This window comes from Methylosinus sp. H3A, from assembly GCF_015709455.1.
Taxonomy (GTDB): Bacteria; Pseudomonadota; Alphaproteobacteria; order Rhizobiales; family Beijerinckiaceae; genus Methylosinus.
The window spans coordinates 4,145,747-4,163,210 of record NZ_JADNQW010000005.1 but is presented as its reverse complement, the minus strand read 5'-3'; the positions used below and the strand labels follow the sequence as shown (position 1 = coordinate 4,163,210).

Below are 17,464 nucleotides of genomic sequence, written 5' to 3'. Positions count from 1 at the left end.
ATTCGAGCATAAGTTGGCCAATCAAAAACTCCACCGGGGCCCCCCGACGGAGAATGGTTTTCAGCTTAGAAGCGATATGACGTTTCGGCAACCCTCGCCGATCCGTTGCTCCGAGACATATGCTCCCGATGAGCATATGTCAAATGCGCGCCGACGCAAAAAGAGCCCGCGCCGCTCCCCGCGGTCTCGGGCTCTTTGCGTCGCGGAAGGAGACGGGCTTATCGGGCGAAGACAGCGCCTTTTCGCTTCAGATAATTGCGGTCGACATAGCCGGACTTGCCCTCATAGGCGACCTTGCACCAGCTCGTCATCCAACCCTTCTGGCAGCCGGAGGAAACCACCTTCTGGCCGGGCGGTATTTTGGTGACGACTTTCCAGCTCTCGCCGGGGCCGGAGCGCACGGCGGTGATGTCGCGGGTGACGAGTGGGGCGACAATGACATTCTTCATCGTCGGCTCCAGCGTGTTTGCGGCGACGAAGCCGCGCTTGCCCTTGTAGCGGATCTGGCACCAATCGTGTTTCCAGCCCGGCCCGCAATTGTCGAGCCGGATTTCGCGGTCTCGGGCTCTTTGCGTCGCGGAAGGAGACGGGCTTATCGGGCGAAGACAGCGCCTTTTCGCTTCAGATAATTGCGGTCGACATAGCCGGACTTGCCCTCATAGGCGACCTTGCACCAGCTCGTCATCCAACCCTTCTGGCAGCCGGAGGAAACCACCTTCTGGCCGGGCGGTATTTTGGTGACGACTTTCCAGCTCTCGCCGGGGCCGGAGCGCACGGCGGTGATGTCGCGGGTGACGAGTGGGGCGACAATGACATTCTTCATCGTCGGCTCCAGCGTGTTTGCGGCGACGAAGCCGCGCTTGCCCTTGTAGCGGATCTGGCACCAATCGTGTTTCCAGCCCGGCCCGCAATTGTCGAGCCGGATTTTGGCGCCGGCCGGGATTTGCGCGATGACGGGCCAGCGCGCGCCGGGGCCTGACCTCATATTGGAGAAATCCGTGGCGACCGTGGGAGCCGCCATGGCCGTGGCGGCGCTAAGGGAGAGAGCCGCCGCGAAGAGCGGCGAGCCGAGCCGGAGTTGCATGGCGATCTCCTGTTTCGCGAAGAATTGTGGGAAAGGACGTTCTCTATGTCGGGCAGATTCGAGAACTCTTTTTCATCCCCTCTGGTTCCGCCATCGCTTTCGAGGGATCGTCTCGAGGATTCCTCAACCATGATGGCGCGAGGCTGGCCAGCGCGCGAGAAACTGTTATAGACGGCGGCCATGCCGCAAAAATCGCATCCCGCCTTCCCGCATCGCCATCTGCTCGGCATAGAGGGGCTGTCGCGCATCGACATCGGCACTCTGCTCGACATGGCCGAGGAGGCGATCGAGGTCTCCCGCCAGGTGGAGAAGAAGCGGGCGACTCTGCGCGGCCGCACGCAGGTCAATCTCTTCTACGAATCCTCGACGCGGACCCAGGCCTCCTTCGAGATCGCCGGCAAAAGGCTCGGCGCCGATGTGATGAACATGTCGGTCGCCAATTCCTCGGAGAAGAAGGGCGAGACGCTGCTCGACACGGCGATGACGCTCAACGCCATGCGGCCGGATATTCTGGTGGTGCGCCACGCTCGCGCCGGCGCCGTGCATCTGCTGGCGCGCAAGGTCGATTGCGCCGTGGTCAACGCCGGCGACGGGGCCCATGAGCATCCGACGCAAGCGCTGCTCGACGCGCTGACGATCCGCCGCCACAAGGGCCGCATCGAGGGGCTCACCGTGGCGATCTGCGGCGATGTGCTGCATTCGCGCGTCGCGCGCTCCAACATCATTCTCTTGAGCGCGCTGGGCGCGCGGCTGCGCGCGGTCGGGCCTTCGACTCTCGCGCCCGATTCGCTCGCGCGGCTCGGTGTCGAAGTGTTCCACGATATGCGCTCGGGGCTCGCCGGCGCGGATATTGTGATGATGCTGCGGCTTCAGCGCGAGCGCATGAATGGCGCCTTCGTGCCGAGCAGCCGCGAATATTTCCATTTCTTCGGTCTCGACGAGGAGAAGCTCGCCTTCGCCGCGCCAGATGCTCTCGTCATGCATCCGGGGCCGATGAATCGCGGCGTCGAGATCGACTCGAGCGTGGCGGATGGAAGCCGCTCGCTCATTCGAGATCAGGTGGAAATGGGCGTCGCCGTCCGCATGGCGGTGCTGGCGGCGCTCGCGCAGCATCTGCCGAATGTGTAGTATGCGCTTGTTTCGTCGATCGCAGAGGGGCGCCGCATGGTCTTTGTCGTTCGCCTGATCACATTGTTTTCCGAAGGGCTTCTGCAGCAGTTCATCAATGGCGTCGGCGTCGTCGCATTGATGGTCGCGCTCACTGTCGGCTTCTTTCGCCTGTCCTGGTGGAAGAGCGTGCTGATCCTCACCTTCATCTTCGGCTTCGGCGTCGAATATCTCTTCGAAGGCTGGATCAAATTCTCCGACAAGGCGGAGAGCGCCAGCGAGCGCTGGCCCTGGATGCTGTTGATCTACTTCTTCATCGTCTTCGTCGCTTATTGGAGCGGCCGCTTCGGCCGTCGCCATTTGGAGCGCCGCGGCAAGGCCGCTCCGCAAAAGCCCCATACGCACTGAAGCTTTGCGTGACGATCCGGGCCCACGGCCCGGATCGTCCTCGCATGGGTCAGACGCCTTCGAACAGCGCGGTCGAGAGATAGCGCTCGGCGAAGTCGGGGATGATCAGCACGATATTTTTGCCGGCGGCCTCTGGACGCGCGGCGATCTCGAGCGCGGCGGCGACGGCGGCGCCCGACGAGATGCCGACCGGAATGCCTTCGAATTTGGCGAGCTGGCGCGCAGTGTCGAAGGCCGTCTGATTGCCGATGGTGATGATCTCGTCGATGACCGTGCGGTCGAGAATCGGCGGCACGAAGCCCGGGCCGATGCCCTGAATCTTATGCGGTCCCGGCGGGCGGCCGGAGAGCACCGCCGAATCCTCGGGCTCCACGGCGACGACCTTGAGGCCCGGCCGGCGCGGCTTTAGCACTTGGCCGACGCCGGTGATGGTGCCGCCCGTGCCGACGCCGGAGACGAAATAATCGACCTCGCCATTGGTGTCGCTCCAGATCTCCTCGGCCGTCGTCGCGCGATGGATCTCGGGATTGGCCGGATTTTCGAATTGCTGCGGAATGACCGCGTCGGGATTTTCGGCGGCGAGCTCGGTGGCCTTGGCCACGGCGCCCTTCATGCCCTGCGCGGCGGGGGTCAGCACCAGCTCGGCGCCGAGCACGGCGAGAATGCGCCGGCGCTCGATCGACATGGATTCGGGCATGACGAGAATGAGGCGATAGCCGCGCGCGGCGGCCACGAAGGCGAGCGCTATGCCGGTGTTGCCGGAGGTCGGCTCGATGAGCAGATTGCGGCCCGGCGCGATGCGGCCGCTCTTCTCGAGCGAGTCGATGAGATTGACGCCGATGCGATCCTTGACGCTGGCGAGCGGATTGAAGAATTCGAGCTTGCCGAGAAGATTGCCTTTGACGCCCTTCTCCTTGGCGAGACGGTCGAAACGCACGAGGGGCGTGTCGCCGATGGTCTGGGTGATCGAATCATAGACGCGGCCGCGTCCCGGTTTTTCCGATCGGACGAAAATCGGCGCTGCTACTGCCTCTGACATGGGTTGCTCCTCGAATGGTGTTGGTCGCTGACGCGCTTGTGTTGACTTTAGCCTGCCACGGCCTCTTCGGCCACCCGGCGCGCACGGGGAAAGGCGATCTGCGGCGCGGTTTCCAGCGGCAGCGCCGTCGTCGCCTTGATGCGCTCCATGGCGAAGCGCGACACGACATTGCGCAAAGGCGCGACCGCGATCAGCCGCTTGTAGAATTCGTCGAAGGCGACCATGTCGGACACGACCACGCGCAGCATGTAATCGACGTCGCCCGCCATGCGATAGAACTCCACGACTTCGGGCATGGCGGCGACTGCGCGGGTGAAGCGGTCGAGCCAGGCGTCGGAATGCTCGCCGGCGACGATGGAGACATAGACGCTGAGGCCGAGGCCGAGCTTCTCGGGGGAGAGCAGGGCGACACGGCCCTGCAGCACGCCGCTCGCCTCGAGCCTCTGGATGCGTTTCCAGCAGGGCGTCTGCGACAGCCCGACCTGCGCCGCTATGTCGGCGATCGAGAGAGAGGCGTCCTCTTGGAGAATCGAAAGAATATGCCGATCGATGGCGTCCATTGGCTCGTCCCGTGGCGTTGGAGAATGATTTTCCTATAGTCCACAAAAATACTATAACATGTCAAGGTAAGAAGCGAAGCCCGAGCCCGTCCGCCGGGACTGTGGCCTGGCCGTGACGAAACCGATGAAACGCCGCGCGGGCGAGGGCCGGGGAGGGGGCTTTCGCGGCGTCGTTCCGGCGCTCGGGTCTTGTGCGCTGTTTTTTCGATGATTTTTATAGGCTGTAGAAGAAATTCGCCTTTGGGCGCGGCGCGGACGGCGACGTCGGCCGAGTGGACAATCGGCGCGAAATGGCGCCATTTTGCTGTAAAACCCGCTGGCTGTAGAAGAATTCACCATGACGCCGACGAGGCGGACTCAAGGAGACGCCGCTCCATGCTGACGAAAAAAGCGAAATACGGATTGAAGGCGATGGTCTATCTGGCGCGCTTCGAGCCGGGGCGGACGGCGCTCGTCACCGATATCGCCACGGCGAATCAGATCCCCAAGAAGTTTCTCGACGCCATCCTCGGCGAGCTGCGCAACGCCGGCTTCGTCCACTCCAAGAAAGGCAAGGGCGGCGGCTACACGCTCGCCCGCTCGCCGCAGGATATTCGCGTCGGGGCGGTCATCAGAGTGCTCGACGGGCCGCTCGCGCCGATCCAATGCGCGAGCCGCACCGTCTATCGGCGCTGCGACGACTGCGAGGACGAGGCGCGCTGCACTGTGCGGCTCTTGATGCTGGAGGCGCGCGACGCCATCGCCAATGTGCTCGACAATCGCACGCTCGCGCAGATGCGCGCGCTCGCCGAGGACGATCCCGCCGGCGCGCTGATTTCCGAGCTCGAGCGGAATTGAGGGCGCGCTCGAGGGGAAACGCGGGCGAGCTCGAGTGGAATCGCGGGGGAGGACGCCGGGCCGCCATGGACATGGGCGCGGCGCGAACCTATAAAGCGCACGGCCGAGCTCTTGCAGCCCGGCGAAGCGAAAGCGTTCGGCGAGAGGAGCCGGCCCGTCCGAACGCCTTCTTTGGAATTTTGGCGTCTTTCAATAGGCGGGGCGCCCGCGGCGGACCGGCGGCCGTCGTCGAGACCCCCCGCGAGAGGCCGGCGCGACGCCGGAAGGTCGATGGCCGAAGCTGCCCAGCTCAAAGCAGAGACGAGTTCGCAACCGGGTTCGGCGACGGCCGCGCTGCGCCAGACGATGGTCGAGCGGCAGTTGCGCACCTTCGATGTGACGGACCTGCCGCTCCTGCGGCGTTTCCTCACCGTGCCGCGCGAGATTTTCCTGCCGCATGATATCGCCCCGCTCGCCTATTCCGATCTCGCGCTGACGCTCGTCCACGAGAACGGCCGGCCGGCGCGTTCGCTGCTGCCGCCGCTGGTCCTCGCCCGCCTGCTGCAGGACGCCGACATTCGCGAGACCGATCGTGTGCTGGACATCGGCGGCGGCACTTTCTACTCCTCGGCGCTGCTCTCGCCGCTCGCGCGGGAGATCGTCGCCCTCGAGGACGATTCGAGGCTCGCGGCGACGGCCCGCTCCTATCTCCAATTCATCGGCGCGGAGAATGTTCGCGTCGAGGCGGGGCCGCTGGCGGCCGGCGTTCCCGGCGCGGCGCCCTTCGACGTCATCGTCATCCAGGGCGCGGTCGAGGCGGGTCTCGACCGTCTCTTCGAGCAGCTCACCCCCAATGGCCGGCTGCTCGCCATCGCCCGGTCGGAGCCGGACGCCGGCTGGGCCGTCACGCGTTTCGATCGCTCCGGCGGCGCGCCGGCTGGCGCGCGGGCGCTGTTCGACGCCGCTGCGCCCGTTCTGGAGGGCTTTGAAAAAGCGCCGGGTTTCGTGTTCTGACGTCTTCGATCCAAAGTCTTGGATTCGCCCTGTTTCGAGCGTCGTGTTCCGTGAGTAGGCCGAAGGGCTCGCCCTGCGCTTGCGTCGAGCGTCGGGCGCGCCTTGTTCCAGAGCGGGTCTTTGTGGAATGCGTATCGTCGAATTGCGTCCGTCGCCCTGGCTCGGGCTTTGGCTTTTGGCCATGGGCCTCGCTCACCCGTCCGCAGCCGCGGCGGAGACGCTGAAAGAGGCGCTGGCGCGCGCCTATCACGGCAATCCGGACATTAATCAGCAGCGCGCCAATGTGCGCGCAAAGGACGAGGACGCGCCCAAGGCCGCGGCCGGAATGCGCCCCAGGGCGAGCATTTCGGCCAGCGCCGGGCCGCAGAACTCCAACATCAAGATTCCGGCCGGCCGCAATCAGCTGACCAATCAGCGCACCTATATGTACGACGAATATGTCGGCTATCCGCGCGGCGCGACGTTGAGCCTCTCGCAGACGGTCTATGATGGCGGGCGCACCGGCAATTCGGTGCGGCAGGCCGAATCGGGCGTCTATGCCGCGCGCGCGGGGATGCGGCTCACCGAGCAGGCGACCCTGCAGAATGGCGCGACCGCCTATATGAATGTGCTGCGCGACACGGCGGTGCTCGATCTGCGTAAGAACAATGTCGCCGTGCTCGAGCAGCAGCTCGAGCGCACGCGCGATCGTTTCGCGGTCGGCGAGGTGACGCGCACCGATGTCGCGCAGGCCGAATCGACTCTCGCGCAAGCGCGCACCGAGCTCTATGGCGCTCAGGGCCAGTTGAAGACCAGCGTCGCCAATTATCGCCAGATCATCGGCGCGGAGGCGAAAAATCTGCAGCCGGCGCAATCGGTCGAGGCGCTGCTGCCGAAGTCGCTCGATCAGGCGATCACCGTCGCCATCGTCGAGCACCCCGGCGTCGTCGCCGCTCAGCATCAGGTCGATGTCGCCGCGCTCGCGGTGAAGGTGGCGGAAGGTGCGCTGCTGCCGACTGTCTCGGTCGGCGCGCAGCTCTCGCAGCAATATGATTCGTTTCTCGGCTCGCCCTCGACGCGGCAATTCTCCGCCGCCGCGACCGGGCGGCTCGACGTGCCGCTCTATCAGGGCGGCGCCGAATACGCCTCCATCCGCCAGGCCAAAGAGCAATTGGGCCAGGCGCGTTTCAACGCCGATCTGCAGCGCGACAGCGTGCGCGCCAGCGTGGTGTCGAGCTACGCCCAGCTCGACACGGCGCGCGCCTCCATCGTCTCCGGACAAGCGGCTGTCAAAGCAGCGGAAATCGCTCTGCGCGGCGTGCGCGAGGAGGCGCAGGTCGGCCAGCGCACGACGCTCGATGTGCTGAATGCGCAATATGCTCTGCTCAATGCGCGCGTCAGCCTGATCATCGCGCAGCGCGATCGCGTCGTCGCCTCCTATGCGGCGCTCGGCTCGATCGGGCGCCTGTCGGCCGAGAGTCTGAATCTCGATGTGGTCGCTTATGATCCGGCGGCGCATTTCGAGCAGGTGAGAGGTCTGTGGCTCGGCGTCGACACGCCCGCCCAGCGTTGAGCGGCGCGCCGTTAGCGGCTTTGTGTAAAAAAATCGTGTGCAAACTCCCGTAAGCGCAATCCCCATGGTTTTACCGAAAGGCGGAATCATCGGATGATGCGATTCGACGCTCGACCCGAGCGGACAAGAAGAGCGAGCGGCGACGATGTCGCGAGACCGCGTCGCCGCGAGACGGGAAGCAGCACATCTCATGAGCGCAGTGAACGCTTCGATCAATGCGCCGACGCTCGACGCCGAGCGCCGGTCGCATGAGCCCTCGATGGAGGAGATCCTCGCATCGATTCGGCGCATTATCGCCGACGATGACGCCCTGCCGGCTGCAAGGCGCGAGCGCGACAAGGAGAAGCGCCCGGCCGAGCCGCCCCAGCGCGAAGATGCGCCGCCCGCGCCCATCGCGTCAGCGCCCGTCGCTCCTGCGCTTGCCGCTCGCGCGCCCGTGGCCGTGCGGCCGCCTGCGCCGGCCGCCGCTGCTCCTGCTCCTGTCCCTGCGGTCGAGCCGGTGAAGCCCGCCGATTTCTGGATGCGGCCGAGCGCCGCTCCCGAGGTCGCCGAGCCCGAGCCCGCGCCAGAGTCGGAGGATCAGAGTCGCTGGACGGTGGATACGGTCGAGGAAGTCGTGGACGAAGAGCTCGACGAGCCGGTCGCCGCGCAAGAGGAGCCCTATGTCCAGGATATCGACGACGAAATCGCCGAAGAGGCGGTGAGCGCGAGCATCGTCGAGCCGAGCCCGGCCGAGCCGGCCAATGACAGCGAGCCCACACCGCTCGTTTCGACCGATGCGGCCATGTCGATCGGCGCCCATTTCCAGGCGCTAGCGGCGAGCATCGTCATCAGTGAAGCCGATCTCATCGAGCGCTACGCGCAGGACATGTTGCGGCCCATGCTCAAGCAATGGCTCGACGACAATCTGCCGCATTTGGTCGAACGCCTCGTGCGCGCGGAGATCGAGCGGGTGGCGCGCGGGCGGCGCTGACAGCTCCGCGCCGAAGCGGCGAGACCGAGGCCGTTAACGGCGCTTATACTCTGTTCGGCGCAAAGTGCGGGCATGTTCGCTCGTCATGTTTTGCGCTCCTTCGTGATCCCCTTGCTGCTCTACGGAGCGGCGGGGCTCGTGGCGGCTTATTTCGTCTGGCACGGGGTCAATGGCCAGCGCGGCCTCAAAGCCGGCGTCGAATATGAGCAGCGCATCGCCGAGTTGCGCGCCGAGCTCGGCGGCCTGAAGGCCGAGCGCGCGCAATGGGAGCGCAAGCTGGCGCTGGTGCGTGGCGATGTCGTCGACGCCGATATTCTGGACGAGGAGGCGCGCTCCGTGCTCGGCCGCGCGCATCGCAACGATATTGTGATTCTCACGCCGTCCTCGCCGCCCGCGCGTCGCTGAGGAGCTTTCGCGAGACCGCTCGTTTTCGGCGCGCTCTCGAGCTATTCTGCCGGAGGCGGGGCTCTTGCCGCGATGCGGGAGGGGACGAGGGCTCGCTCATCGCCTCATTCGCTCCCAGATATGTCAGAAGACGACGAGGATGGGCGGCCATGCCGGCAGCGGACAAGAACGCGAAATTCGCCGATGTCGCCGGCGCCGCCGAGGGGGCGGCCGCCGAGGGCGGGATTCTGGCCTTCTCGCGCGAGCAGGAGCTCGCCGCCTATCGGGCCATGCTGCTGATAAGGCGCTTCGAGGAGAAGGCCGGCCAGATGTATGGCATGGGCCTCGTCGGCGGCTTCTGCCATCTCTACATCGGCCAGGAGGCGGTCGTCGTCGGCGCGCGAATGTCGGCGCAATCCACAGATCAGTTCATCACCGCCTATCGTGACCACGGCCATATGCTCGCCTGCGGCATGGAGCCGAGGCGCGTGATGGCGGAGCTCACCGGGCGGCGGAGCGGCTATTCCAAAGGGAAGGGCGGCTCCATGCACATGTTCTCGCGCGAGAAGAATTTTTATGGCGGCCACGGCATCGTCGGCGCGCCGGCCCCGCTCGGCGCCGGCCTCGCTTTCGCCGATCTCTATCGCGGCGACGGCTCCGTCTCGCTGACTTTCTTCGGCGACGGCGCCGCCAATCAGGGCCAGGTCTATGAGAGCTTCAATATGGCGGAGCTCTGGAAGCTGCCCATCGTCTTCATCGTCGAGAATAATCGCTACGCCATGGGCACATCGGTCGAGCGCTCATCGGCGCAGGCGAATTTTTCGATGCGCGGAACGGCCTTCAACATTCCCGGCCGGCAGATCGACGGCATGGATGTGCGCGCCGTCGCCGCCGCCGCCCGCGAGGCGCTGGATTGGTGCCGCGCGGGCAAGGGACCGTTTCTGATCGAGGCGCAGACCTATCGCTATCGCGGCCATTCCATGTCCGATCCGGCCAAATATCGCTCCAAGGAAGAAGTGCAGCGCGTGCGCGAGGAGCATGATCCGATCGAGCAGGTGCGCGCCCGGCTGCTGGCCGGCGGCGCGACGGAGGACGAGCTGAAGCAGATCGACGCCGCCGTTCGCCGCATCGTCTCCGAGGCGGCGGATTTCGCGACCAATGATCCAGAGCCCGATCCGAGCGAATTGTGGACGGATGTGGTTCTATGAGGGAGGCGCTGTCGCCCCCTCTCCAGCCCTCCCCCGCTGCGCGGGAGAGGGAGCAGATTCGGCGCTTCATCGAGGGTTCGCGTCACGCCCGCCGCCCCCTCTCCCGCGCAGCGGGGGAGGGTGAGGGAGGGGGCCTGCGCCTTGGTTTCACTCGGCGGATAAATTCATGACCGTGAATGTCCTCATGCCCGCGCTATCGCCGACGATGGAGCAGGGCAAGCTCGCCAAATGGCTGAAGAACGAAGGCGACAAGGTCAAGCCCGGCGACGTCATCGCCGAGATCGAGACCGATAAGGCGACGATGGAGGTGGAGGCCGTGGACGAGGGCGTGCTCGCCCGCATTCTCGTGCCGGGCGGCGCCGAGAATGTCGCCGTCAACACGCCGATCGCCGTCATCGCCGAGGAGGGCGAGGAGATCGGCCCTGCGGAGGCCGCCGCGCCGTCGCCGGCCGCCGTTCCCGCTCCCGCGCAGGCCCCGGACATTCCTGCGTCCGCTCCCCAAGCCGCGGCCGCGGCGGCCACGGTTCCGGCGGCGCCGAAGGCCGCTCCCGCCGCTCCGTCGCCTGCTGTCGTCGCGTCGGAAATCCCCGCCGACACGACTCTCATCCCCATGACCATGCGCGAGGCGCTGCGCGACGCCATGGCGGAGGAGATGCGGCGCGACCCGAATGTCTTCGTCATCGGCGAGGAGGTCGCGGAATATCAGGGGGCCTATAAGGTCACGCAGGGACTGCTGCAGGAGTTCGGCCCGCGCCGCGTCGTCGATACGCCGATCACCGAATATGGCTTCGCCGGCCTCGCCGTCGGCGCCGCCTTCGCCGGGCTGCGGCCGATCTGCGAATTCATGACCTTCAATTTCGCCATGCAGGCGATGGACCATATCGTCAATTCCGCCGGCAAGACGCTCTATATGTCCGGCGGGCAGATCAATTGCCCGATCGTTTTTCGTGGGCCGAACGGCGCCGCCGCCCGCGTCGCCGCGCAGCACAGCCAGGATTATGCGGCCTGGTTCTCGCAAGTGCCGGGGCTGAAGGTCGTCGCCCCCTCCAACGCCTCCGACGCCAAAGGGCTTTTGAAGAGCGCCATTCGCGACCCCAATCCCGTCGTCTTCCTGGAGAATGAGATTCTCTACGGCAAGCAATGGGATACGCCCATGCTCGAGGATTTCCTCATCCCGATCGGCAAGGCGCGCATCGCGCGGCCGGGAACGGATGTGACGCTCGTGTCCTTTTCTATCGGCGTCATCCATTGTCTTTCGGCCGCCGAGGCGCTGGCCAAGGAGGGGATAGAGGCCGAGGTCGTCGATCTGCGCACGCTGCGGCCGATGGATGTTCCCGCCATCGTCGAATCGGTGAAGAAGACCGGCCGTTGCGTGGCGGTGGAGGAGGGCTGGTCGCAATGCGGCATAGGCGCGGAGATCGCCGCCCGCGTGCAGGAGGAGGCCTTCGACTATCTCGATGCGCCGGTTTTGCGCGTCACCGGCAAGGATGTGCCCATGCCCTACGCCGCCAATCTCGAGAAGCTCGCTCTGCCTTCCGTCGCCGAAGTGATCGCGGCGGCGAAGGCCGTTCTCTATAGATAAGCTTCATGGACTTTTAGACATGAGTAACTCGACGATTATACAAGATCTTACTAAAGAACTACCCAGGGATCCAAAACTCGCAATTTTGCAATTTGCGCGAACAGTGCGCGCTTACTGCAGAAAAATTTCACCAAATAAATTGGAACAGAAGGATGCCGTAGCTATATTTTTATTTTATGCAAAGTTTATTCGTAGGTTTGATATTTATGTTGATTTTTCTATAGATACAGATAGGGTGCAATCTGTAGCTCAGGATGCCGTAACTGAGGTAACAGACCGCATTATATCTAACGAGGCAAAAATTTTAGAGGCATCAATTTCTTCCGAAGTTGATGATGTTATTTCTGTATTCTCTGCGTCGGTTGACGACGATGGTTTTGGTGTAGCGAGGTTGAATTCGCAGGAAAAGCAAAAGATACATGACCATCTTTCAAATATAAGGAATCTTATTGAAGAAAGTGAGATTTCTCAAAAAAAGAAAAATGCTTTATTCGACCGGCTGAACTCCCTTGTGTCCGAGGTTGATGCGTATGGAACGCGCACGGATAGATTCTTCGCATTTCTCGGTGACATCGCATTTGTCGCAGGCGATATGACAAAGAAGGCAAAGCCGCTATTTGATGAAGTAAAAGACATGATGAAGATTGTTAGTCGTTCGCGGGCGAGACAGGAAGGAGTTTCTCTCCCACCCGGGGACGAAACGGTCCTTCTGCCGCCTCCTACCGGCTCTAATATTGGGGACTGACGACGATGACTCTCTTGGTAGGCGAGCGATCGGCCGATGGACGCATCTTCGCCTCGCCCTTGGCGCGCAGGCTGGCCAAGGAAGGCGGTCTCGATCTTTCCGCGCTGAAGGGCTCCGGCCCGCATGGGCGCATCATAGAGCGCGATGTGAAATCGGCGCTGGGCTCGGGCGCTCGTCCCGTGGCGGCGGCCTCTTCCGCTCCGGCGATCGAGGCGCTGGTCGGCATGTCCGACGCGGTGGTGCGCCAGCTCTTCGCGCCGGGCTCCTTCACCGAAGTCCCGCATGATTCGATGCGCAAGGCGATCGCCCGGCGAATGACCGAGGCGGTGCGGACCATCCCGCATTTCGCTCTGCAGACCGATTGCGAGATCGACGCGCTGCTGCGTCTGCGCGAGGATTACAATAGCGCCGCGCCCAAGGGCGCCAATGGCGAGCCCGAGTGGAAAGTCTCGGTCAACGACATTATCGTCAAGGCCATGGCGCTGGCGCTCCAGACTGTCCCGGACGCCAATGTCACCTTCACGCAGACGGCGATGCTGAAGCATAGATCGTCGGATGTCGGCGTCGCCGTCTCCATTCCCGGCGGGCTGGTGACGCCCATCGTGCGCAACGCCGAGACCAAGAATTTTCGCGAGATCGCCATAGAGTTGAAAGACCTCGCGCGGCGCGCCCGCGAGCGCAAGTTGAAGCCCAATGAATATGAGGGCGGAACGACCGCCGTTTCCAATCTCGGAATGTTCGGCGTGAAGAATTTCGCCGCGGTGATCAATCCGCCGCATGCGACGATTCTTGCCGTCGGCGCCGGAGAGGAGCGCGTCGTCGTGAAGAATGGCGCGCCCGCCGTGGCGACGGTGATGAGCGTCACGCTCTCCGTCGATCATCGCGCCGTCGATGGCGCGCTCGGCGCGACCCTGCTCGCCGAATTCAAGCGGCTGATCGAGCACCCCGCCGCCATGCTCGCGTGAGCGGCGCAGCCAGACGCGTGGCGCATCGACGCCGCGGCCGCGTCTCACTTTTCAATATTACTCTCCATTACGTAGCGGAAGCATAACGCGAATATTTCACGAAAGTCACGCGAATATCACATAGTCTTGCCGTGACGCCAAATTTCGTTCGAAACCGCCAAAAATTCCCGACCGATACGCTCCCACGTCAGGACGATGACAGGCTCTTTCCGTATAATCGAAACCATTCGGTCGGCGGCGATCGTCGGATCATGAGAATTTCGCTCAGAGGAGATTTCGAGATGGACCATGTCTCGCGCGGCGCCCAGGGCGGCTGGCGCGACCTGTCGCATCATCTTCCGGCCCGGGCGAGGATGCGGCCCACTCTGCGCCGTAAGGCGCAATCGCTGGTTCATCGCGGCGATCTCGCGCCCGACTGTATCGTGACCTCCATATTCGAGATGGGCGAATCGGTGATGTGCGTCACGCAATTCGCCTTCGGCGGCGGGGCGCGGCAGACTTTGATCGCGCCGCTGACTCAGCTCGCTTTCGATCGTGGCGGACCGCTCTCGAAGGAGATCGATCTTCTGCGCGCGCGAAACGCGATGCGAGACAGCGCGGCGACCCGCCGCGAACCGCCGACGCCGCACGCCTCCGGTCGTCGACCGTCGGAGATTTCTTAACAAGTCGTTCATCGACTTGTGCGCCGACACACAGAATTTCGCAGCCCCGTCCCGCAATATCATGGCGTTCGAAACGAGCCATAGAACGCCAAGAGATTTGGGACGGAGCATTGCGATGACCGATTTTGCCAAGAACCTGTTCGATTTCATCAAGAGCGCGACCCTGGTGACGGCGCTCGGCGCGCCGAGCGTCGCCGCCGGGGTTTTCGCCTATGAGCGGCCGGACGCGATCCTCCTGCTGCTCTCCAAGGTGCAGTCGGTCGAGATCGGCGATTTCAAGGTCGCCCTGGGGCAGAAGGCTTTCGAGATCAACGCCGATCTCGGCGAGACGAAGACTCATGAGGTTCGGGCCGATCTCATCAAGCGCGCGCGCGGACTCGGCCCGCGCGAGGTCGAGCGGCTGATCCATCTCTTGCCGCTCGACGAAACCAATATGGCGAAGCTCGGCCCCGAGGCGATCAAATGTGACTATGACAAAGCCGACGCCAGAACGCGCCTCTACGCCGTCATCGACAAATCGCTCGAAGAAAAGAAGCTGATCGAGATCGAGCGGCGCGATGAGTTCATCGATCAAAAAGTCCATCCCCAGTTCGGGCGCCCGAGCGCTTGCTATCAGACCGTCGTCACCGCTGCGGGCGCCGATGTGAAATCGATGATCGTCGCCGAATTGACGCGCTATTTCGCCGGCGAGCTCGATGTGGGGGCTCCGCCCATTGCGGACAAGCCCGCGAGCCAGAGGTCCAAGGAAAAGCTCTCCAAGACGCGCCGCGATCAGCCGCAGCGCATCGCCGCCCGCTGACGCGTCCAATTCCGCGAGCCGTCTTCGCGCTCGACCGTTTTCGATCGAGCGCAAAGCGCGCTAAGACAGCGCCCATGAGCGGCGAGGCGGACACATTCGAAGGCGCGCAGATCGTCGAGATTCTGCTGCCGGTCGCCGTCGACATGGCCTATTCCTATTTCGCGCCCCCGGCGCTGCGTCTTTCGCCCGGCGACTGTGTCGAAGTCCCGCTCGCGACGCGCAAATCCTTCGGCGTCGTCTGGTCGGTGGCGCAGGCGGGCGCCGCCGGGCCCGGCAATCTCAAGAGCGTGATCGCCAAATATGACCGGCCGCCGCTCGACGACAAGCTGCGCGCCTTCGTCGATTGGGTGGCGCGCTGGACGCTGGCGCCGCGCGGCATGGCGCTCCGTCTCGCCACCCGCGCGGTGGAGGAGGCGGCTCCCGAGACGCCCCGAATCGGCTACCGGCTCGCGGGCCCGCCGCCCGAGCGCATGACGCCGGCGCGCGCGCGCGTCATCGCCGCGGCGAAGGGCGGGCTGACTTTTCCCAAGGGCGAGCTCGCCCGCGCCGCCGCCTGCTCCAATGGCGTCGTGGACGCGCTCGTCGACGAGGGCACGCTGGAGGCCATCGCGCTGCCGCCCGAGCCGGTCGCCGCCGCGCTCGATCCCGATTACGCGCCTGGGTCGCTCCACGCCGAGCAGCAACTGGCCGCGCAGGCGTTGACGAGCGCGGTGAAGCTGGGCGGCTATCGGCCCTTTCTGCTGGAGGGCGTGACCGGCTCCGGCAAGACGGAAGTCTATTTCGAGGCCGTCGCCGAGGCGTTGCGCGCCGGCGCCCAGGCGCTGGTGCTGATGCCGGAAATCGCGCTCACCGCGCAATTCCTCGAGCGCTTCGCCGCGCGCTTCGGGGCCAAGCCCGCCGAATGGCACTCCGGCGTCTCCGAGCGCAAGCGCGCGCGGCTGTGGCGCGGCGTCGCGCTGGGCGATGTGAAGGTGGTGGCGGGGGCGCGCTCGGCGCTGTTCCTGCCCTTTGAGAATCTGCGGCTCATCGTCGTCGATGAGGAGCACGAGGCCGCCTATAAGCAGGAGGACGGCGTCGCCTATCACGCCCGCGACATGGCCGTTGTGCGCGCGCGGCTCGTGGGCGCGACAATCGCTCTCGCCTCGGCGACGCCCTCCATAGAGACGCGCGTCAATGCGCAGACGGGCCGCTATGAGCATTTGCGCCTCACCGCCCGCGCCAATGCGCGGCCCATGCCGTTGATCGAGGCGATCGACATGCGCCGCGAAGGGCCGGAGCGCGGACGCTGGATCGCGCCGCGACTGGCCAGAGAGGCGCAGGAGACGATCGCGCGCGGCGAGCAGGTGTTGTTCTTCCTCAATCGGCGCGGCTATGCGCCGCTGACTCTGTGCCGCAGCTGCGGCCATCGCTTCCGCTGCGAGAATTGCGACGCCTGGCTCGTCGAGCATCGCTTTCGCCGCGCGCTCGTCTGCCATCATTGCGGCCATGTCGAGCGCCGTCCGAATGTGTGCCCGGAATGCGAGGCGGAGGATTCTCTCACCGCCTGCGGGCCGGGCGTCGAGCGACTCGCCGAAGAGGCGGCGATCCTCTTTCCCGACGCCCGCGTGCTGGTGCTCTCCTCGGATTTTCCGGGCGGGCAGGAGCGTTTACGCCGCGAGCTCGCCGAGATCGCGGCCGGCGCTTTCGATATCGTCATCGGCACGCAATTGGTGGCCAAGGGGCATAATTTCCCCTTTCTCACTCTGGTCGGCGTCGTCGACGCCGATTCTGGCCTGGGCAGCGGCGATCCGCGCGCGGCCGAGCGCACGTTTCAGCTCTTGAACCAAGTCACCGGCCGCGCCGGGCGGGGCGACAGGCCGGGCCGCGCGCTGATCCAGAGCTGGCAGGCCGATCATCCGGTCATTCGCGCGATCCTCTCCGGCGAGGCGGAGGCGTTTTACGCGCAAGAAACGCGCTTGCGCGAGCGCGCCGGCTTGCCGCCCTTCGGAAGGCTGGCGGCGCTGATCGTCTCGGCCAAGGACGCTGGCGCCGCCGAGACCCATGCGCGCGCGCTGGCGCGGGCCGGGCATTCGCTGCCCTCGACCGATCGCTATCGCGTCGCGCCGGCCGGCGGCCTGCCGGAGGCCGATGAGATCGTGGTGCTCGGCCCGGCCGAGGCGCCCATCTCGCTCATCCGCGGGCGCTATCGTTTCCGCCTGCTGGTGAAGGCGCCCAAAAGCGCCGATCTGCAGGCCTATCTGCGCGCCATGCTGGCGGCTGCGCCCAAAGAGCGCGGCGGCGTGCGCGTGGCGGTGGATGTCGATCCGCAGAGCTTTTGGTGATATAGGAACATATTCAGCAACGCCGAAGCGTCCCGGGCGGCTCACGCGGCGCGGAGGAGGAAAGGGCGGTTCAGGACGCTCCGGCCCCTTACGGCCGGTGCGCGAAGAGTTTCATCGGGTCCGAAGCGTCCCGAACCGCGGTTGTCGTTCTCGTCGACATCCCGAGGCTTGGTCGGACCCGCGAATCCTGGGGTTTCTCGATCAAGACGCGATCGAGTCCGACGGCCTGGGATCACGGAGCGGTT

Annotated in this window: 18 protein-coding genes; 14 read left to right on the top strand and 4 right to left on the bottom strand. The window is 64.9% G+C overall.

Annotated elements, in window-relative coordinates:
- Positions 1–218: 218 nt before the first annotated feature.
- Together IY145_RS22275 and IY145_RS22270 are read right to left on the bottom strand one after the other, a co-directional pair.
- Positions 219–449, bottom strand: coding sequence for an SH3 domain-containing protein (locus IY145_RS22275; RefSeq protein ID WP_246722152.1), 231 nt, complete (start codon positions 447–449; stop codon positions 219–221).
- Between the two features lie 143 nt (positions 450–592).
- A complete protein-coding gene (locus IY145_RS22270) occupies positions 593–1,084 on the bottom strand; it encodes an SH3 domain-containing protein (protein WP_196410195.1) in 492 nt (163 codons plus the stop codon).
- 180 nt (positions 1,085–1,264) lie between these two features.
- Here IY145_RS22270 and IY145_RS22265 point away from each other — a divergent pair, with 180 nt between their 5' ends.
- Both IY145_RS22265 and IY145_RS22260 read left to right on the top strand, forming a co-directional pair.
- Complete coding sequence (locus IY145_RS22265; protein ID WP_196410194.1) at positions 1,265–2,212, top strand: aspartate carbamoyltransferase catalytic subunit; 948 nt, start codon at positions 1,265–1,267, stop codon at positions 2,210–2,212.
- A 36-nt stretch (positions 2,213–2,248) separates the two neighbouring features.
- A complete protein-coding gene (locus tag IY145_RS22260) occupies positions 2,249–2,599 on the top strand; it encodes a hypothetical protein (protein ID WP_196410193.1) in 351 nt (116 codons plus the stop codon).
- 49 nt (positions 2,600–2,648) lie between these two features.
- Here IY145_RS22260 and cysK read toward each other — a convergent pair whose 3' ends face one another.
- Both cysK and IY145_RS22250 read right to left on the bottom strand, forming a co-directional pair.
- Positions 2,649–3,638, bottom strand: coding sequence for a cysteine synthase A (cysK, locus tag IY145_RS22255; protein WP_196410192.1), 990 nt, complete (start codon positions 3,636–3,638; stop codon positions 2,649–2,651).
- A gap of 47 nt (positions 3,639–3,685) precedes the next feature.
- Complete coding sequence (locus IY145_RS22250) at positions 3,686–4,198, bottom strand: Lrp/AsnC family transcriptional regulator (protein WP_196410191.1); 513 nt, start codon at positions 4,196–4,198, stop codon at positions 3,686–3,688.
- Between the two features lie 375 nt (positions 4,199–4,573).
- On the opposite strand from IY145_RS22250, the gene IY145_RS22245 reads away from it, so the two are divergent.
- From IY145_RS22245 to IY145_RS22190, 12 genes are all read left to right on the top strand, one after another.
- Positions 4,574–5,035: an Rrf2 family transcriptional regulator gene (locus IY145_RS22245; RefSeq protein ID WP_196410190.1), complete on the top strand. Its 462-nt coding sequence runs from the start codon at positions 4,574–4,576 to the stop codon at positions 5,033–5,035.
- 270 nt (positions 5,036–5,305) lie between these two features.
- Complete coding sequence (locus IY145_RS22240) at positions 5,306–6,028, top strand: protein-L-isoaspartate O-methyltransferase family protein (RefSeq protein WP_196410189.1); 723 nt, start codon at positions 5,306–5,308, stop codon at positions 6,026–6,028.
- A 127-nt stretch (positions 6,029–6,155) separates the two neighbouring features.
- Positions 6,156–7,580: a TolC family outer membrane protein gene (locus IY145_RS22235; protein ID WP_196410188.1), complete on the top strand. Its 1,425-nt coding sequence runs from the start codon at positions 6,156–6,158 to the stop codon at positions 7,578–7,580.
- A gap of 190 nt (positions 7,581–7,770) precedes the next feature.
- Complete coding sequence (locus IY145_RS22230; RefSeq protein ID WP_196410187.1) at positions 7,771–8,553, top strand: PopZ family protein; 783 nt, start codon at positions 7,771–7,773, stop codon at positions 8,551–8,553.
- A 72-nt stretch (positions 8,554–8,625) separates the two neighbouring features.
- Positions 8,626–8,958 (top strand): septum formation initiator family protein, encoded by a 333-nt coding sequence (locus tag IY145_RS22225; RefSeq protein ID WP_196410186.1) that lies wholly within the window; start codon positions 8,626–8,628, stop codon positions 8,956–8,958.
- A gap of 149 nt (positions 8,959–9,107) precedes the next feature.
- The gene (gene pdhA, locus IY145_RS22220) at positions 9,108–10,145 is read left to right on the top strand and encodes a pyruvate dehydrogenase (acetyl-transferring) E1 component subunit alpha (protein WP_196410185.1); all 1,038 of its coding nucleotides are present in this window, start codon (positions 9,108–9,110) and stop codon (positions 10,143–10,145) included.
- A gap of 166 nt (positions 10,146–10,311) precedes the next feature.
- Complete coding sequence (locus IY145_RS22215; RefSeq protein ID WP_196410184.1) at positions 10,312–11,727, top strand: pyruvate dehydrogenase complex E1 component subunit beta; 1,416 nt, start codon at positions 10,312–10,314, stop codon at positions 11,725–11,727.
- Positions 11,728–11,746: 19 nt separating this feature from the next.
- The gene (locus IY145_RS22210; protein WP_196410183.1) at positions 11,747–12,472 is read left to right on the top strand and encodes a hypothetical protein; all 726 of its coding nucleotides are present in this window, start codon (positions 11,747–11,749) and stop codon (positions 12,470–12,472) included.
- 5 nt (positions 12,473–12,477) lie between these two features.
- Positions 12,478–13,437 (top strand): 2-oxo acid dehydrogenase subunit E2, encoded by a 960-nt coding sequence (locus tag IY145_RS22205; protein WP_196410182.1) that lies wholly within the window; start codon positions 12,478–12,480, stop codon positions 13,435–13,437.
- A 251-nt stretch (positions 13,438–13,688) separates the two neighbouring features.
- Complete coding sequence (locus tag IY145_RS22200; RefSeq protein ID WP_196410181.1) at positions 13,689–14,099, top strand: hypothetical protein; 411 nt, start codon at positions 13,689–13,691, stop codon at positions 14,097–14,099.
- A 115-nt stretch (positions 14,100–14,214) separates the two neighbouring features.
- Positions 14,215–14,898 carry a hypothetical protein gene (locus IY145_RS22195; RefSeq protein WP_196410180.1) on the top strand — a complete coding sequence of 228 codons (684 nt, stop codon included), beginning with the start codon at positions 14,215–14,217 and terminating at the stop codon, positions 14,896–14,898.
- Between the two features lie 74 nt (positions 14,899–14,972).
- Entirely contained in the window at positions 14,973–17,219 is a 2,247-nt protein-coding gene (locus tag IY145_RS22190) for a primosomal protein N' (protein ID WP_196410179.1), read from the top strand.
- Positions 17,220–17,464 lie beyond the last annotated feature (245 nt).

Coding starts and splice junctions, on each gene's coding strand:
- IY145_RS22275 (WP_246722152.1), bottom strand. CDS start 449: ATGAAGAATGTCATTGTCGCCCCACTCGTCACCCGCGACATCACCGCC.
- IY145_RS22270 (WP_196410195.1), bottom strand. CDS start 1,084: ATGCAACTCCGGCTCGGCTCGCCGCTCTTCGCGGCGGCTCTCTCCCTT.
- IY145_RS22265 (WP_196410194.1), top strand. CDS start 1,265: ATGCCGCAAAAATCGCATCCCGCCTTCCCGCATCGCCATCTGCTCGGC.
- IY145_RS22260 (WP_196410193.1), top strand. CDS start 2,249: ATGGTCTTTGTCGTTCGCCTGATCACATTGTTTTCCGAAGGGCTTCTG.
- cysK (WP_196410192.1), bottom strand. CDS start 3,638: ATGTCAGAGGCAGTAGCAGCGCCGATTTTCGTCCGATCGGAAAAACCG.
- IY145_RS22250 (WP_196410191.1), bottom strand. CDS start 4,198: ATGGACGCCATCGATCGGCATATTCTTTCGATTCTCCAAGAGGACGCC.
- IY145_RS22245 (WP_196410190.1), top strand. CDS start 4,574: ATGCTGACGAAAAAAGCGAAATACGGATTGAAGGCGATGGTCTATCTG.
- IY145_RS22240 (WP_196410189.1), top strand. CDS start 5,306: ATGGCCGAAGCTGCCCAGCTCAAAGCAGAGACGAGTTCGCAACCGGGT.
- IY145_RS22235 (WP_196410188.1), top strand. CDS start 6,156: ATGCGTATCGTCGAATTGCGTCCGTCGCCCTGGCTCGGGCTTTGGCTT.
- IY145_RS22230 (WP_196410187.1), top strand. CDS start 7,771: ATGAGCGCAGTGAACGCTTCGATCAATGCGCCGACGCTCGACGCCGAG.
- IY145_RS22225 (WP_196410186.1), top strand. CDS start 8,626: ATGTTCGCTCGTCATGTTTTGCGCTCCTTCGTGATCCCCTTGCTGCTC.
- pdhA (WP_196410185.1), top strand. CDS start 9,108: ATGCCGGCAGCGGACAAGAACGCGAAATTCGCCGATGTCGCCGGCGCC.
- IY145_RS22215 (WP_196410184.1), top strand. CDS start 10,312: ATGACCGTGAATGTCCTCATGCCCGCGCTATCGCCGACGATGGAGCAG.
- IY145_RS22210 (WP_196410183.1), top strand. CDS start 11,747: ATGAGTAACTCGACGATTATACAAGATCTTACTAAAGAACTACCCAGG.
- IY145_RS22205 (WP_196410182.1), top strand. CDS start 12,478: ATGACTCTCTTGGTAGGCGAGCGATCGGCCGATGGACGCATCTTCGCC.
- IY145_RS22200 (WP_196410181.1), top strand. CDS start 13,689: ATGAGAATTTCGCTCAGAGGAGATTTCGAGATGGACCATGTCTCGCGC.
- IY145_RS22195 (WP_196410180.1), top strand. CDS start 14,215: ATGACCGATTTTGCCAAGAACCTGTTCGATTTCATCAAGAGCGCGACC.
- IY145_RS22190 (WP_196410179.1), top strand. CDS start 14,973: ATGAGCGGCGAGGCGGACACATTCGAAGGCGCGCAGATCGTCGAGATT.